Origin of the sequence: Porphyromonas cangingivalis, assembly GCF_900638305.1 — a bacterium.
In the GTDB taxonomy this organism is placed as follows: Bacteria; Bacteroidota; Bacteroidia; order Bacteroidales; family Porphyromonadaceae; genus Porphyromonas_A; species Porphyromonas_A cangingivalis.
Genome location: NZ_LR134506.1, coordinates 1,042,727 through 1,058,414, shown reverse-complemented (window position 1 = coordinate 1,058,414; position 15,688 = coordinate 1,042,727). Strand labels below are relative to the sequence as shown.

Sequence of the window (15,688 nt, the reverse complement as noted above, 5' to 3'; positions counted from 1 at the left end):
TTGGATTATGTCGTTGTGTGTCATACGTTCAAATCATTTGGATAAGGTGGGAGGTTGGTAAGGAGCACGATTTGATGTCTTAAAGTGAAGTTCATATGGCTTACGCTTTCACGATGGCGTGCCGAGAGATCGTGTTTTTCTGTCCGACTCCGAAATGTGGATGAAGCAGGATTTTGAGGTTGATTTATTTTTGAGAGAGGGGTCTTAGCCCTTTCCACGAAAATTTTTCCCGATTGCCCCAAAAGACGCGAGACAGACCACTTCTGTCGATCAGCCAGGCGATGGCGAAGCTCCCCATCACGGTAAATAGTACCGCGACGGCTGTAAAGAGAAGGCCTGTGGGGTCGAAGGATAGTACAGGGACGAGAGGCTTGGATAGGTGGGTGAATATGGGAGAGAATAGTAGGAGGGGGAGGGTATTTCGGCCAACAAATTCGCTGATCTCCTTTGCCCTCTTTGGGAAGTGAGGGTAGAGGGAGAGCAAAAAGCTGATTGCAAGATAAGTGATAGTTACCCCTCCCAATGTGCCACGGTCGAGATTGCTTGGGAAGCAACAAAGGGCAATGAGTGGGATGATTGCCCACACGGTCGCATAAAACACCCTGTCAAATTTCAGGCCTTGCCGTTTGATCAAAGCAGCAAGCATGAAGTACAGGGCATTGTCCACTGATATGATGTCCGTGTGAGACAGGGCATATAGGGCAACAACGACCCAGAAGACACTGATGGCAAGGCATTCTCCTGCAAACCTATCGATCAGATACCAAATCACATAACAGATGATGAGCGTGTGTAAGTACCAGTATGGCCCTATCGGGTGGAGGAATATCTTGTCCACGAGGAGGAGCGGGGTGAGGGAGTCTATATGTTCGCGTATCGGGATCATCGAAGCCATGACGACATAGCCCGTTTCCATGATGGCATAGGGCACGAAGAGCCAAAGGAGGGAGGTCAGGACGGCTTTCGTGTCCTTCTTCGTATTCATCAAAAAACCCGAGATCAGCAGGAATCCCGACATATGGAAAGTGTAGACCACTGCCTTGAGGTAGGGGTGCTTGTCTCCGATGTACACCAAGTGGAAGATGATCATTAGGATGATCAGGATGCTCTTGACGTAGTCTATTTCGCCCGATCGTTGTCGGTAAGGTGTGGAAGGTCGGTCCATCGGAGGTTAGGATAAATAAAATCAATAGGATGCGAAAGTAATCATTGTTCGTGAAGAATGCAATTTTACCCTCGTTGATCTCGTTGGGGGGGAAGGGGCGTTTGTGGCCGAAGTGTCCGCTTGAAGGTGTCCGTTTTCGTACATTTTTGTGCGATAGTGGACAGGTGTGAAAATGTGTTTGTGTTGGTAATCAGATGTTTGTCTGTTTTGGCACGGCGCTTGCACAATGTTTGGCATAAAGAAACATCGTAACACTATGGACAGACAAATACCCAAAGAAACCCTCCGCAAGGAGAAGCGAAAGAGATGGATCAAGTATGGCAGTGTCGTCGTCGGTTCGGTTGCCGTTGTGGCTGTGCTTATCTCTCTCATGCGTGAGATCATCAACGTCAAAGACCTTAGGGTCTCTTCCGTCGACCGTGGCACCATAGAGGTGTCGGTGAGTGCATCGGGTAAGGTCGCCCCCCTCTTTGAGGAGACGATCATCGCACCCATTGCGAGCCGTATAGAGGAGGTCTACATGAAAGCGGGTGACTCGGTGGAGGTAGGTACGCCCCTCCTTCGTCTCGACCTTCAGAGCATAGAGACAGAGTACAACAAGATGTTGGATGAGCTTCAGATGCGTACTTATAAGCTCGAACAGCAGCGCATTAAGAACAACAGCGCACTCAGCAATGCGGAAATGGAACTCAAGGTCAACGGTATGAAGATCGACAAGATGCAGGTCGAAGTACGCAATGAGAAGTACCTCGACAGTATCGGTGCCGGTACGACCGACAAGGTGCGTGAGGTGCAGTTGCGCTATGACGTGGCTCGCTTGGAGCAAGAGCAGGCGCATAAGAAGTTGGAAAATGACCGTATGATCGCTGATGCCGAGCTTAGGGTTCAGGAGCTGGATCTTGCCATCTTTCGTAAGAGTCTTGCCGAGACCAAACGTACCCTCGATGATGCCCGTATCCTTTCGCCACGGAAGGGTATCCTCACCTTCATCAACAGTCAGGTCGGTACGACCGTCGGTCAGGGGACTGCGATTGCGATCCTATCGGACTTGTCTCACTTCCGTGTCGATGGTGAGATTGCTGATAGCTACGGCGACCGTGTCGCTACCGGAAATAAGGTCGTGGTGAAGGTCGGACAAGAAGAGCTTGGGGGACGTGTGAGCAGTGTCACTCCTTTGTCCAAGAACGGTATCATCCAGTTCTCTGTCCAACTCGATGAGGATGCTCATCCTCGCCTTCGTTCGGGTCTCAAGACGGATGTGTATGTGATGAATGCAGTCAAGGATGATGTCGTCCGTATCAAGAACGGCTCTTACTACTCGGGCAAAGGGCATTACGAACTCTTTGTGATGAAAGGGAGCGAACTTGTCAAGCGTAAGGTCGAACTCGGGGACAGCAACTATGAGTTTGTCGAAGTGATCTCCGGGCTGGAGCAGGGTGAGCAGGTCATCGTCTCGGACATGAGCCAGTACCGTAACAAGAATAAACTGAAGGTCTCTAAGTAAAATGAGTGTGATATGATACGACAATATCTGAGACAAGTGACCCGGCTGTGGAGGGCCAATCCTCTTTTCAGCTTTATATCTGCCCTCGCTACGGCACTTACGATAGCTTTTGTGATGACCTTGTATATGGTGTATTCATTCAAGACGATGGACATTGCCCCCGAGATCAATCGTTCGAGGCTCTTGTACAGTGTGAGTGGATTTTCTTACCTCACCAAAGATCAGTCACAGATGCAGTCCGGACTTTCGGGAAAGGTGGCAAAACAGATCTTTGGGAATCTCCGAGGGGCAGAGCTCGTGAGCTATTGTGTCGATAAGGGGGAAGGGGCCGCTTATGTAGGCACGAGTGCTGTAAATAGCGATAAAGCTGTGGTCAGTCCTGTGGATGATGCTTACTTCCGTATGTTTCGGTTTGAGTTCTTGGCAGGGCAGGCTTTCACGGCGGAGCAGGCTCAGGCGGGTCGTCGTGAGTGTATTATCACAGATCGTCTCGCAACAAAGTTGTATGGTACGGTCGAAGCCTTGGGCAAGACCATCAGTATCAACTTCAAGGACTACAGAGTCGTTGGGGTCGTGAAGGAGGTAAGCTCATTCTTCAATCGCGCTTACAGCGATGTGTGGGTCACCTTTGATCAAGAGGATCTGAATTGGGCTCCCGAACGCTCCGAGGGTCTTTTGGGCAACTGTCAAGTTTTTGTGCTTACCAAGCCCGGAGTGTCATTGTCCGATTTGGAAAAGGAGATCGAGGCAAAGGTCGTGGAGGTGAATGAAAATCTGAGAGAGTTTACTTTTGAACTCACGATGACGACTCAGGCACGGTCGAGCTTCTTCGCCGGAGAGAAAAATAATCCCGTCAAGATATTTGTTTTCGCAATCCTGATCCTGCTTGTCGTCCCTGCGATAAACATGTCAGGACTCCTTTCGACACAGATGAAGAAGCGTCAGGAGGAGATCGGTGTCCGTAAGGCTTATGGTGCCACGAATACCAAGATCACAGGTCAGCTCCTCTTTGAGAACTTGATACTGACCCTCATTGGAGGCTTTGTGGGGTTATTGCTTTCGTTTGTAGCGATAGTCTTTTTCAAAAATCTGCTTCTTGCTGACATTATGGCGATCAACGCCTCTGAGGCTTTTGATCTTCCTGTAGAGGCATTCTTCAGTCCTCGACTTTTTGGCTGGATGTTGCTCTTCTGCATTCTTGTCAACCTCCTTTCCGCAGCCATCCCTGTCTGGAATGCATCTCGTACGACCGTCATACAAATCATCAAAGGTGAATAATATCATGTGGACAATAGCTCTGAAACAAATATGGAAAAATCGTAAGTCTAACCTTTGGCTTATCGTCGAACTTCTGATAGTCTCCGTACTTCTTTGGTATTGTGTGGATTTTCTTTATGTCGTTGTGCGTAAGAATGTAGAGCCGGCAGGTATCAACACCGAGCATGTCTATCGTCTTCGCTTGGGATACAATCCTACGGTGAGAGTCAATAGGCAAGATCTCGACAGTGTGCAGGCTCAATGGATCGCTCCTTTTGAGCACATCGTAAGGATGGTGGGTGAGTATCCCGGTATCGAGAGTGTGGCTTATTATGAGGGAAGTGAGCCGTTTTCACACGGTGTTATCTTCCAAGGGTACACCGTGGATAGTGCAAAGGTGCATCGTGCCAATATACGTTATGTGAGTGAGGGGTACGATAAGGTGTTCAAGGTGGCACCTCTTGCCGGAGCATTTTCTGAGTGGGAAAGAAGTCGTACACCTCTCAGTGCTGTTGTCTCCCATGAGTTGGCAGACTCACTGTTCCACACCTCAGATGCTGTGGGTCGCTCTTTCAGAGACTATTATAATCCCGAACTTTCCTCTCTAAAGGTCGTCGGTGTCTCCTCTTCGATGAAGTACGACACGTATGGAGTGTATGAGCCCATGATACATACCCCACTTGATCCTCGTCGTTTTGCTTACGTCATTCCGATCATAGGAGTGAGGGTGAAGCCCGAGGCAGACACCGCCGGCTTTGGGAAGCAGTTTGTCGAAGACATGAGAGAGCGACTAAACATCGGACCCTACTACTTGTTCAGTTTTGTTTCATACGATTTCAGAGCCGATGTCTTCGATGCTGTCAATGGGGTGACGAAGTATATCCGTATCATCTCAAGCATGCTCATTTTTTTCGTCTTCATTGTTTTTTTAGGTATCCTTGGGACCTTTTGGTTCACCATGGAAAGCCGTCGAGGAGAGATCGGACTGCGTATGGCTCTCGGCTCTACGCGTGCAGGGGTGCATAGGTATATTTTGATGGAGAGTGTGGTGCTCTTTTCTATCGCCTTTGTACCGGCCTTTCTCATCACTGCCAACCTTGCTTTTTGGGATATGACTTTTACGCTCAATGATATGCTTGCATACACGTGGAGCCGTTACTTTGTGACGATAGCCATTACGGGAGTGTTGATGCTCGGCATCACCGTCATCGGAGCAATGATCCCTGCCGATCGTGCATCCAAAGTCAATCCCGTCGAAGCCCTTCAAGATGAATAAAATCTTTACGACTATGATAAAACAGTACTTCAAACAAGCTTGGCAGCTGGTCAAGCAAAACAAACTTTTCAGCCTGATATATGTCGCCGGTACTGCCCTCAGTATCTCCATGGTGATGTTTGTGGCGATCTTCTTTTTCCTCAGGAGCAGGAGTTATTATCCCGAGCAGGAGAGAGACAAGCTCTTTCATATCCAGCACATCGCACTGACGCCCAAGGACACGACCATCGACAACTATCACAGTTCGCTGCTGTCACACAGGTTCGTCAAGGAAGTCGTGTACAGCCTCAAGACACCTAAGGCTGTGTCTGCGTCGATCAAGGAGTTCAAGAGCAGCTATCAGATCAAGATGGGAGACGGTATCGCCGACCAAAAGGTATCGGTCAAGTACACCGACCCCGGATTTTGGGAAGTCTACCGGTATAAGTTTGTCGAGGGCAAGCCTTTCTCTCAAGCAGACTTCGAGTCGGGTCTCCCCTCTGCCGTCATTGCGAAGGGGCTTGCGGACAAGCTCTTTCCCGATACCCAAGCCACAGGTCAACACTTTGTCATGAACGGCAAAGACTACCGAGTATCGGGCGTTGTCGAAGATGGTTCGTACCTTCTGGAGACATCCTTCGGAGTTGTCTTCTTGCCCTACACCATAGTCCCAGGGTACGAAAAGGCGGATGACGATGAGGATGTCCTCGGCTTCTTCACCACTGTCATACGTCTGAATAAGTCTTCGGACGAAAAGGCCATGAGGGATGAGATCAAAGAGAAAGTGGCACAACTCGAAGCTCCGCTGACCCACAACATCCATCTCGATGGTCAGCCCGAAAGCGCCTTGGTGCACTCATTCCGAAGAGGTAACAGAGGTGCCGACATGAAGGACATCATGCTCAAGACTTCGATCATCCTGCTACTTGTCCTCCTTGTCCCTGCCATCAACCTTTCGGGGCTCAACAGCAGTCAGATGGAAGAACGACTCCGAGAGATCGGGGTGCGCAAGGCCTTCGGTGCGCCCAACGGTGTGCTCCTCCGTCAAGTTTTGATCGAGAACTTCCTCCTCACCCTCCTTGGTGCTCTCTTGGGTCTCTTGGTCTCCTACTTCTTGATCCTGTACTTCTCCGATATGCTCATCGGCAGACTTTCTCTTTATGCCTCCGATCTTGAGACTTTGACATGGGGAAATAAGGGCATCACCCCGAGTATGCTTTTTGATCCGTTCGTCTTCGTGATCACAGTCTTCTTTGCTCTCGTCGTCAATGTCCTCTCGGGACTTGTACCCGCCTATCACTTCACGAAGAAGAGCATCACTTACTCACTCAACGACAATCCCACAAACCACTACTAAATCATGATACGACATACACTCAGACAGATATGGACGCTGCGTCGTCGCAATGCGTGGATCTTTGCGGAGATGCTCATCATCTTTATCCTCAGTTCGATCCTTTTCGACTACTTCTTCACGCTGTTGCACAATCGCCTCCTGCCCAATGGCTTCGACGACTCCGACACTTACATGGTCACCACCATAGATCTCAACCGAGCCATGAACGGTGAAGGGCAAGAGGAGCATGATGCCGTGGTGACCAAGATGAGAGCCTTCCCCGGGATCCTTCACGTCATGGAGACATCGGACTTCGCACTCTCTCCACACGTAGGATCGTACAATGGTGGGATGATCAGTAGGGACTCGACAGATGTCGAAGAGCACCACTTGCAGTTCAAGAGGGTCGACAACAAAGAGTACTTCGACATCTTCATCACACCCTCGGTGATCACAGGCAAGCCCGCACATCTCGATCTCAGCGACAATAGGCAGTGTATCTTGACAGAAGGGATTGCGAAGAAACTCTTCGGGGACGAATATCCCATCGGCAAGACCGTCTTCTTTCGACGCTACTACCGTGTCGTGGATATCGTCCGAGATCAGAAGCGTATGCCTTACATCGAACCCAGCGAAGTCATTTTCATCCCCGCCACCATACCTCAGCCCAAGATACCATTGGTGAGCATCCGTGTCGGTGACAACTTCGACATCGAACGCTTCAAGGTCGAAGTCACCCCAAGCATACAGACCCCCAAAGAGATACACGATGCCATGGCCCTTTCGTTTGGTTCCCTTACCGAAGAACGCATCCGTATGGGGATCATGGTCTTCATGCTCTGCAACGTTGCTCTCAGTGTGATCGGTACGTTTTGGTTCCGCAACCAGAAGCGTCGCAGCGAGATCGGTCTGCGTATGGCACTCGGCTCGTCACGTCGCAAGGTACAGGCACAGTTCATCATCGAGGCACTCCTCATCCTTTGCTTGGCGGCCATCCCTGCGCTACTCATCAATATCGGTATCTGTCAGGCGGATATTGTCCAAAACGACCTGCTGGGAGAAGAGTCGATCCATTACATCACGGGCAACAAGTGGTGGCGTTTCATCATCGCCAATGCCCTTACCCTCATCCTCCTTGGTGCGATCACAGCTCTCAGTGCATGGATACCTGCACACAAGGCTGCGGCTCTCAATCCCGTGGATGCCCTCAGAAACGAATAATAATCAATAATATTAAATACTTACAGACATGAAAAAGATCATTTCACTCGAACAAGTTCACAAGATTTACCGCACTGAAGAAATAGAGACCGTCGCGCTCGAAAATGTCAATCTCCAAGTCGATGAGGGCGAGTTCCTTGCCGTCATGGGGCCTTCGGGCTGTGGCAAGTCCACCCTGCTCAATGTCATGGGACTCCTCGACAATCCTACTTCGGGACGTGTCATCCTCAATGGCATCGAGACCGATAAGATGAAGGACAAGGATCTGGCAAAGTTCCGCAACGAAAACCTCGGCTTCGTCTTCCAGAGCTTCCACCTCATCAATTCGCTCAACGTCATCGACAATGTCGAGCTCCCACTCCTCTATCGCAAGGTCAGTGCGAGCGAACGCCACAGACTCGCCAAGGAGGTCCTCGAAAAGGTAGGGCTCTCCCACCGTATGCGCCACTTCCCTGCACAGCTCTCGGGTGGTCAGTGTCAGCGTGTGGCCATCGCTCGTGCCATCATCGGCAACCCCTCGATCATCCTTGCCGATGAGCCTACGGGTAATCTCGACTCGAAGATGGGGGCTGAGGTCATGGGCCTTCTCCATCAGCTCAACAAGGAAGATGGCCGTACCATCGTCATGGTGACCCACGATGAGGGTAAGGCAGAGGAGACTTCACGCATCGTCCGCTTCCTCGACGGCCGTCAGGTCTCTTGATGCCGAGGGAGAGTTTTTTGTCGCTTGACAGAATGTATTCCGACATGGGACAGAATACATTCTGTCAGGCATCGGAAAATCTTCGGTAGTATGAGACAACCGAGGGACAAGGGTTCCCTTTGCCCTCTCCTTCGATGACAAACAAAACGAATTTATGACTGATATGATAAAGATATACTTCAAACAGACATGGCGGCTGCTCAAGGAAAATCCCATCCTGAGTACTATCTCGATCTTGGGGACTGCCCTTGCGATATGTATGATCATGGTGATGGTCATGGCGCATGAGGTGAAAAATGCACCCTATGCTCCGGAGGTCAATCGTGACCGTATGCTCTATGTCAAGACTATGACCGCACTTCACAAGGAGGATCCCAAGGAGTCCAACTCTGCCAATGCGGCCCTCTCTTATACCTTGGCCAAGGAGTGCTTCAAGCCCCTCAAGACCCCCGAAGCGGTCTCGATAGTCTCGTTCTTCTATGACTCTTATGCCATGACGACACAGGTCGGGAGTGATGACTTGCAGAGGTTCGACAAGATGTTGGTGGATGAGGTCTTCTGGGACATCTTTGACTTCTCCTTCATCGACGGAAAGCCTTTTACCCAAGCCGATGTGGAAGCCGGACTTCCTCGTGCCGTCATCTCTGAGACGGTCGCACGCAAGGTCTTTGGTACGACAGCCGTCACAGGGAAGACCATCGTCATCAACCTTACCGAACACCTCGTCTCAGGAGTGGTGCGGGATGTGACCCCACTGGCGACAGCGGCTTATGCCCAGATCTGGACTCCGATACATAAGGGGGTGTTGCCTTCGGATTTCATCTCCAATATCAATGGCGTGTGTTCGGTCTTGATCTTGGCCAAGTCGTCCAAGGACTTCGACAAGATACGTGAGGAGGCTGAGACCTTGAGGGTCAAGCACAATGATGCTCAGCCCGAGTACATAGCTTATTATAGAGAACAGCCCGACAACCACTTTACTTTCCTACAGCGTGTCGCTGCCAACGTCACTCCCGATGTGGCAAGTGTCAAGAGGCAGTATGCCATCCTCATCGCCCTTCTGCTCATCGTGCCTGCCATCAACCTCTCGGGGATGACGACTTCACGGATGCGCAAGCGTCTCTCTGAGCTCGGTGTGCGTCGTGCCTTCGGAGCCAAGCGCAGCGACCTACTCTCTCAGGTCCTCTGGGAGAGCCTTGTGCAGACATTGCTCGGGGGACTGATAGGGATATTCTTGTCGTTCGTGTCCTCTTACGCTTTTGCCGACATCATCTATGGAGGTCGAGAGATGGCAAGTAAGATGGGAGGTATATCGATCTCGCCTTTTGCTTTGCTCAGCCCAATGGTCTTCGTGTATGCGATCTTGTTCTGCTTGGTACTCAACCTGCTGTCGGCACTCTATCCTGCATGGCGCACTTCTCGCCAACCCATTGTCCAATCTCTCCTATCCAAATAATTTGCCTTATGATTAAGCATATATTTACGATACTTTGGAATGAGCGTAAGCAAAATATAGCCTTGTGGCTGGAGCTCATGATCGTCTCTGCATTTTTGTGGTATATAGGAGATACGGTGTACTATACTGTGAAAAATTATCTCAAGCCGTTGGGCTTCGATGTGGAGCATACCTATGAGATGAGACTCGGACTGCTCACCGCTGACCATAAGGCATATATCCCCGACCTCTCTGTGGATGAGCAGATAGGATACCTGGCAACCATCCTCGAACGTGTCCAAAACAACCCGATGATAGAGGCTGCAAGTTATTCTTTTATGGCAAGGCCATACAACCGCGAAAATAGCTCCATTGTCTGTTGTCGAGATACGCTAAGGACACAGGGCTCAGTACTCTTTCGCAGGTCGACTCCTGACTTTTTTAAGGTCTTCAAGTACAAGGCCGAGAGGGGCAGTACGGAGGAATTGGTACAGGTGTCCGAGAGTGGCGAACTGGTTGTCTCGACCGCCGTGAGGGATGATCTATTTCCCGACGGAGAAGATTGTATCGGGAAGAAGATATACCTCAATGACGAAGACTCTGTGGGTTATCGAGTGGGAGCAGTCTCTCAAGATGTCCGATATGGTGACTATCACAAATGGTCAGACTACATCAACTACCCTATGACGAGTAACTCTTACAAGGGATTTGTCAGCGTGCCTGAGTGGCTCGAACTCTGTGTACGGGTCAAGCCTGAACAAGACCGAGACTTCGTCACGCGCTTTCGCAAGGAGATGTCCCAACAGCTACGCCTCGGTAATTATTACCTCAACACCATCGACTATATGCCCGAGGTACGTGACGCCTTTCAGAAGAGCTCTGAAAATGAACTCAAAGAAAAGCTCTTTGTGATCCTCTTCTTGCTTATCAACATCTTTTTGGGTGTCACGGGGGTGTTTTGGTTCAGGACCCAGCAGCGCAAGACAGAGATAGGACTTCGCATAGCCTTGGGTGATATGCCCAATAAGGTGCTCGGGAAGTTCTTCATTGAGGGAGTGATGATCCTATTGCTGGCTTTGGTGCCCGTGATGATCCTTTTCGTCTTTCTCTTTCAGCAGGAAGTCTTAGAGAGTTACTTCATGGATCTTGATGTGCAGAGGTACTTTGCAGGCCTCGGGATTACCTTCATATTGCTCCTCATTATGATACTCTTTGGGGTATGGTTCCCTGCTCGCCGTGCGGTGAATGTATCTCCTGCGGAGACCCTAAGAGACGAATAATCTTCAAAACTTTGAAACGATGACGAGACTGATTAATACTTTCTTTATTCTTTTGATGACCATGGGATTGCAAGTGTCGGCACAAGATGTGTTGACCTTGCCCCGGGCCATCGAATTGGCACGACGACAGTCTGTCGATGCCGCTGTGGCACTCAACCAGCTGAAGACCTCCTATTGGGAGTATCGTACTTATCGTGCCGATCTCCTTCCCGAAGTGATCCTCAAGGGTACACTGCCCGACTATAGTCGTGGCTTCAATCTCTATCAAAATGAAGATGGGTCGTACAAGTTTGTCCGCAACAATCTGCTACGCATGTCGGGGGATCTCTCTATCGAACAGAACATCCCCCTCACGGGAGGTAAGGTGGCAATCAATTCTGCCTTACAGTACATCGACCCGCTCAATACCGTCGGTGCCAATCGTCACTTCATGAGTGTGCCTGTCGGGATCACGCTGTCGCAACCTATCTTCGGCACCAATCATCTCAAATGGCGTGGCAAGATAGAGCCGATCAAGTATAAGGAGGCCAAGGCGGCTTATATCGAGCATGTCGAACAACTTACCCTCCGCACGATCACCTATTACTTCGAGCTACTTTTGGCCAAAGAAAACCTCAATATCGCCCGACAAAATAAAAAGAATGCCGATCGCATCGCAGAGATTGCCGAGGCGCGCCGCGAGATGGGACAGATCTCTCAGAACGAGCTCCTCCAGCTCAAACTCTCTGCCCTCAAAGCTGCTTCGACACTGACAAAGGAGGAGGCGACCCTCAATGCCGCAATGTTTCGCCTGAGATCCTTCCTCTCCCTCTCGGAGAGTGAGGATATAGAGGCTGTGGTACCTGAGATGATGACTTACCCTGTCATCACCTATGAGGATGTCTTGCAGAAGGCTCACGAGAATAACCCTCTGGCGCAAAACATCCGTCGTCGACAGCTGGAAGCGGACTATGAGGTAGCCAAGGCCAAGGGAGATCGGCGAGAGATCAACCTCTTTGCCTCGTTTGGTTATACCGGTCAGGATCAGGCTTTCCGCACCGCTTATCAACAGCTGATGGACAACCAAGTCGTACAGGTGGGGCTGCGCATACCTCTCCTCGACTGGGATAAACGTAAGGGTAAGGTCAAGGTGGCGGAGTCCAACAGAAATGTCATAGACTCTCGTCTCAAACAGGCTCAGATGGACTTCAATCAAAACATCTTCCTCCTCGTCCAGCAATACAATAACCAAGCCGAACAGCTCCGTATCGCTCGCGAAGCGGACGAGATAGCCCGCCAACGTTATGAGACCTCTGTGGAGTCATTCATGATCGGGAAGATCAACACCCTCGATCTCAATGATGCCCAGCTCTCCAAGGACAATGCTCGTGCGAAGTATGTCTCCGAGATGCACCTCTATTGGTACTACCTCTATCAGCTCCGCAGTCTCACGCTCTTTGACTATGAGCGTGGCATGGACATAGATGCCGAGATCGATCGTCTTGTCAGAGATTAGGTCTTGTGAGAGACCGATCCACGCTTTCGTACCTCTTCCCTGATCGATCATCGTCGGGTAGGGGTACGAAAGTCTTGTCTCGAATCTCCTCCGTTCGTCAAAAAAGCTAACTTTGTAAAAAGCAACAAACACCATGATACTGATCATAGATGACGATGCCGCCGTAAGATCTTCGCTCACCCTCATGCTCAAGCGTGCGGGGTATGAGACGCATTCGGTCGCCAGTCCCGAGGCTGCGATAGACTTCGTACGCTCTCAGTCTCCCGACCTCATGCTTATGGATATGAATTTCTCGCTATCGACCAAAGGTGCGGAGGGACTGGAACTGCTCAGCAAAGTGCAGGTCTTCTGCCCCCAAGTCCCTGTGATCCTCATGACGGCGTGGGGCTCCATCTCTTTGGCGGTACAGGGGATGCAGTTGGGAGCTTTTGACTTCATCACCAAGCCGTGGGACAACCGCCAGCTACTCAAGTCCGTCGAGACTGCTCTCGATCTGAGAGGGCGCAGACACCGCCCCGATGTGCCTACTTCTCGTCGGGAAATAGATGAGAGGTATGACTTCGGTGGAATCATCGGGCGTTCGGAGGCTCTGACGAAAGTCCTCTCGACCGTCGCAAGGATAGCGAATACCAATGCTTCAGTACTCATCACCGGCGAAAGCGGTACAGGTAAAGAGCTTATAGCCGAAGCCATCCACCGAAACAGCCGTCGTAAGACAAACCGTTTTGTCAAGGTCAATCTCGGAGGACTCTCTCAGAGTCTCTTCGAGAGTGAAATGTTCGGGCATAAGAAGGGAGCTTTCACCGATGCCGGAGCAGACAGAGTGGGGAGGTTCGAACTGGCGGATAAGGGGACGATATTCTTGGATGAGATCGGAGAACTCGATCTTACTTGTCAGGTGAAGTTGTTGAGGGTCTTGCAGGATCAGACTTTCGAAGCCCTCGGAGACAGTCATCCTCGTAAGGTCGATGTGCGTGTCGTGAGTGCAACGAATGCCAACCTCGCACAGATGGTGCAGGACAAGACTTTCCGAGAAGATCTCTTTTACCGTATCAACCTCATACAGGTCTATCTCCCTGCTCTGCGTGAGCGTCGGGAGGATATCCCTCTCCTTGCTCAGTTCTTTGCAGACAGACAGGCCGAGGCTCTCGGGCAACCGAGGGTGAACTTTGCTTCCGATGCGCTTGAGCTGCTTGAGCGTCTTCCCTTCCCGGGTAATATACGCGAACTCAAAAACCTCATCGACCGTACGATACTGATCTCTCCGACTACTTCGATCACTGCCAAGGATATCGAGGCGCAGATCATGGAGACCGTACCTGTCGAGATGTCTCCTCCTGCAAGCCGTGATGTGAAGCTCGAAGATCTCGAAGCAAGAGCCATACGTGCAGCCATAGAGATGCACAACGGTAATCTCTCCAAGGCTGCGAAATCTCTTGGTATCAGTCGTGCCGCTCTCTACCGACGGATGGAGAAGCATGGGCTTTAGGGTCGTGATGGTACACAAAAATTAAAGGAATAGACGATGAAACTGCGTAACTACTTCGTATTCCTCCTGATCCTCATCCTGCCTCTCATGGGATTTTTTGTCTACCATGCCATGCGTATGGGGATAAAGTGGGCGATCATGGCCGAGATCATGGCGATCGTGGTCTGTCTGTATCTTGTCGTCTTCTACCGTCGTGTGGTGAGACCGCTCCAGACCATCAATAATGGGATGGACCTCTTGCACGAGCAGGATTTTAGTTCTCGTCTCCGTAGTGTGGGACAGTATGAGGCAGACAAGGTGGTGGACATCTTCAACCGGATGATGTTCGAGCTCAAGAACGAAAGACTGAAGCTGAGAGAACAAAATGAGTTCCTCGACCTCCTCATAAAGGCTTCGCCAATGGGAGTCATCGTCCTCAATCATGACCAAGAGATCGAGCAGCTCAATCCCGCAGCACGTCGGATACTTCGCCTCGAAGACCCTGATGCGGTCATGGGCAAGAAGCTCTTTGCGGTCAAGGATATCATAGCCATCGATCTTTCTGCCATACCTCTTCACACCACAGAGGTACGCACGCTTCAAGATGGTTCGATCTATAAATGTACGGCCGAGACGTTTATCGACAGAGGGTTTTATCGATCGTTTTACTTGATAGAGAGCCTGACCGAAGAACTTCGTCAGGCGGAGAAGAAAGCCTATGAGAAGGTCATCCGTATGATCTCTCACGAGGTCAACAACACCACTGCCGTCATCATCTCTACCCTTGACACCATGGGGCAGATACTCTCTGAAAGGGAGGGTGATGAGGATCTCCAGGAGGCAGCGCACGTGTGTGTGGAGCGTTGTATGTCGATGAGTAAGTTCATCACCAACTTTGCCGATGTTGTCAAGATCCCCGATGCCGAACTCGCCCCGGTGTCTCTAAATGAGCGTATGGAGAGCCTCAAACTCTTCATGGAAGTTATGTGCCATCCACACAACATACGTCTGCACTATGCCTTGAGCGAGGACTTCCCCTCTCTCCTCGTCGATACGAGTCTCATGGATCAAGTCTTCCTCAATATCATCAAAAATGCGGTCGAAAGTATAGCCGAGGATGGGGATATCTATATCTCCACAGATACTGCGACCAAGTCGATTACTTTTGCCGATACCGGCAAGGGGATAGACAAGGAGGTCGAGGGTAAGATCTTCAGCCCCTTCTTCTCCACCAAGCCCACGGGCCAAGGCATCGGTCTCCTATTTATCCGAGAAGTCCTCAAACAACACCATTGCGACTACACCCTCAAGACTCATCCCGATGGACTTACCCGCTTCGTCATCACTTTCAGATAAGACTCTGCGATGATGAGATTTTCGGGGGCTGATAGGTATTGTTTGGATGATTATTAGTATCTTCATGTGGATAAATCAAGGAGATGCTAAATTTTGAACAACTGTGTCACAGTCCCAGTTTTATAGAGGCCTTCTTTAGTGATTCCCGTTTGCTTTTTTCACCGAATTGGGTGTTCGTCAAAGCTTGGACGAACTTATACCGGTGGTTTTGAA

At 50.4% G+C, this 15,688-nt stretch carries 12 protein-coding genes; 11 read left to right on the top strand and 1 reads right to left on the bottom strand.

What is annotated here, in order from left to right; all coding sequences use genetic code 11:
- Nucleotides 1-184: 184 nt before the first annotated feature.
- Nucleotides 185-1,165, bottom strand: a complete 981-nt coding sequence (locus tag EL262_RS04415) for an acyltransferase family protein (protein ID WP_078735572.1) — start codon at nt 1,163-1,165, stop codon at nt 185-187.
- Nucleotides 1,166-1,421: 256 nt separating this feature from the next.
- Between EL262_RS04415 and EL262_RS04410 the strand changes: the two genes are divergently transcribed.
- The 11 genes from EL262_RS04410 (at nt 1,422) to EL262_RS04360 (ending at nt 15,475) form a co-directional block, all read left to right on the top strand.
- Nucleotides 1,422-2,669: an efflux RND transporter periplasmic adaptor subunit gene (locus tag EL262_RS04410; RefSeq protein WP_025837151.1), complete on the top strand. Its 1,248-nt coding sequence runs from the start codon at nt 1,422-1,424 to the stop codon at nt 2,667-2,669.
- 12 nt (nt 2,670-2,681) lie between these two features.
- The gene (locus tag EL262_RS04405) at nt 2,682-3,947 is read left to right on the top strand and encodes an ABC transporter permease (protein WP_078735571.1); all 1,266 of its coding nucleotides are present in this window, start codon (nt 2,682-2,684) and stop codon (nt 3,945-3,947) included.
- A 4-nt stretch (nt 3,948-3,951) separates the two neighbouring features.
- Nucleotides 3,952-5,202 (top strand): ABC transporter permease, encoded by a 1,251-nt coding sequence (locus tag EL262_RS04400; protein ID WP_164715432.1) that lies wholly within the window; start codon nt 3,952-3,954, stop codon nt 5,200-5,202.
- Nucleotides 5,203-5,215: 13 nt separating this feature from the next.
- Nucleotides 5,216-6,538 (top strand): ABC transporter permease, encoded by a 1,323-nt coding sequence (locus tag EL262_RS04395; protein WP_025837155.1) that lies wholly within the window; start codon nt 5,216-5,218, stop codon nt 6,536-6,538.
- Nucleotides 6,539-6,541: 3 nt separating this feature from the next.
- Nucleotides 6,542-7,738 carry an ABC transporter permease gene (locus EL262_RS04390; RefSeq protein ID WP_025837157.1) on the top strand — a complete coding sequence of 399 codons (1,197 nt, stop codon included), beginning with the start codon at nt 6,542-6,544 and terminating at the stop codon, nt 7,736-7,738.
- 28 nt (nt 7,739-7,766) lie between these two features.
- Entirely contained in the window at nt 7,767-8,441 is a 675-nt protein-coding gene (locus EL262_RS04385; protein ID WP_420874818.1) for an ABC transporter ATP-binding protein, read from the top strand.
- Nucleotides 8,442-8,604: 163 nt separating this feature from the next.
- Nucleotides 8,605-9,897 carry an ABC transporter permease gene (locus EL262_RS04380; RefSeq protein WP_025837163.1) on the top strand — a complete coding sequence of 431 codons (1,293 nt, stop codon included), beginning with the start codon at nt 8,605-8,607 and terminating at the stop codon, nt 9,895-9,897.
- Nucleotides 9,898-9,905: 8 nt separating this feature from the next.
- Complete coding sequence (locus EL262_RS04375; protein WP_159442722.1) at nt 9,906-11,156, top strand: ABC transporter permease; 1,251 nt, start codon at nt 9,906-9,908, stop codon at nt 11,154-11,156.
- A 55-nt stretch (nt 11,157-11,211) separates the two neighbouring features.
- Nucleotides 11,212-12,651: a TolC family protein gene (locus EL262_RS04370; protein WP_234394670.1), complete on the top strand. Its 1,440-nt coding sequence runs from the start codon at nt 11,212-11,214 to the stop codon at nt 12,649-12,651.
- A 133-nt stretch (nt 12,652-12,784) separates the two neighbouring features.
- Nucleotides 12,785-14,140: a sigma-54-dependent transcriptional regulator gene (locus tag EL262_RS04365; protein ID WP_025837170.1), complete on the top strand. Its 1,356-nt coding sequence runs from the start codon at nt 12,785-12,787 to the stop codon at nt 14,138-14,140.
- A gap of 36 nt (nt 14,141-14,176) precedes the next feature.
- Nucleotides 14,177-15,475: a sensor histidine kinase gene (locus EL262_RS04360; protein ID WP_025837171.1), complete on the top strand. Its 1,299-nt coding sequence runs from the start codon at nt 14,177-14,179 to the stop codon at nt 15,473-15,475.
- Nucleotides 15,476-15,688: the final 213 nt, after the last annotated feature.

Bases quoted from the DNA above. Each gene is read 5' to 3' on its own strand.
- EL262_RS04415 (WP_078735572.1), bottom strand. From the start codon at position 1,165: ATGGACCGACCTTCCACACCTTACCGACAACGATCGGGCGAAATAGAC.
- EL262_RS04410 (WP_025837151.1), top strand. From the start codon at position 1,422: ATGGACAGACAAATACCCAAAGAAACCCTCCGCAAGGAGAAGCGAAAG.
- EL262_RS04405 (WP_078735571.1), top strand. From the start codon at position 2,682: ATGATACGACAATATCTGAGACAAGTGACCCGGCTGTGGAGGGCCAAT.
- EL262_RS04400 (WP_164715432.1), top strand. From the start codon at position 3,952: ATGTGGACAATAGCTCTGAAACAAATATGGAAAAATCGTAAGTCTAAC.
- EL262_RS04395 (WP_025837155.1), top strand. From the start codon at position 5,216: ATGATAAAACAGTACTTCAAACAAGCTTGGCAGCTGGTCAAGCAAAAC.
- EL262_RS04390 (WP_025837157.1), top strand. From the start codon at position 6,542: ATGATACGACATACACTCAGACAGATATGGACGCTGCGTCGTCGCAAT.
- EL262_RS04385 (WP_420874818.1), top strand. From the start codon at position 7,767: ATGAAAAAGATCATTTCACTCGAACAAGTTCACAAGATTTACCGCACT.
- EL262_RS04380 (WP_025837163.1), top strand. From the start codon at position 8,605: ATGATAAAGATATACTTCAAACAGACATGGCGGCTGCTCAAGGAAAAT.
- EL262_RS04375 (WP_159442722.1), top strand. From the start codon at position 9,906: ATGATTAAGCATATATTTACGATACTTTGGAATGAGCGTAAGCAAAAT.
- EL262_RS04370 (WP_234394670.1), top strand. From the start codon at position 11,212: ATGACCATGGGATTGCAAGTGTCGGCACAAGATGTGTTGACCTTGCCC.
- EL262_RS04365 (WP_025837170.1), top strand. From the start codon at position 12,785: ATGATACTGATCATAGATGACGATGCCGCCGTAAGATCTTCGCTCACC.
- EL262_RS04360 (WP_025837171.1), top strand. From the start codon at position 14,177: ATGAAACTGCGTAACTACTTCGTATTCCTCCTGATCCTCATCCTGCCT.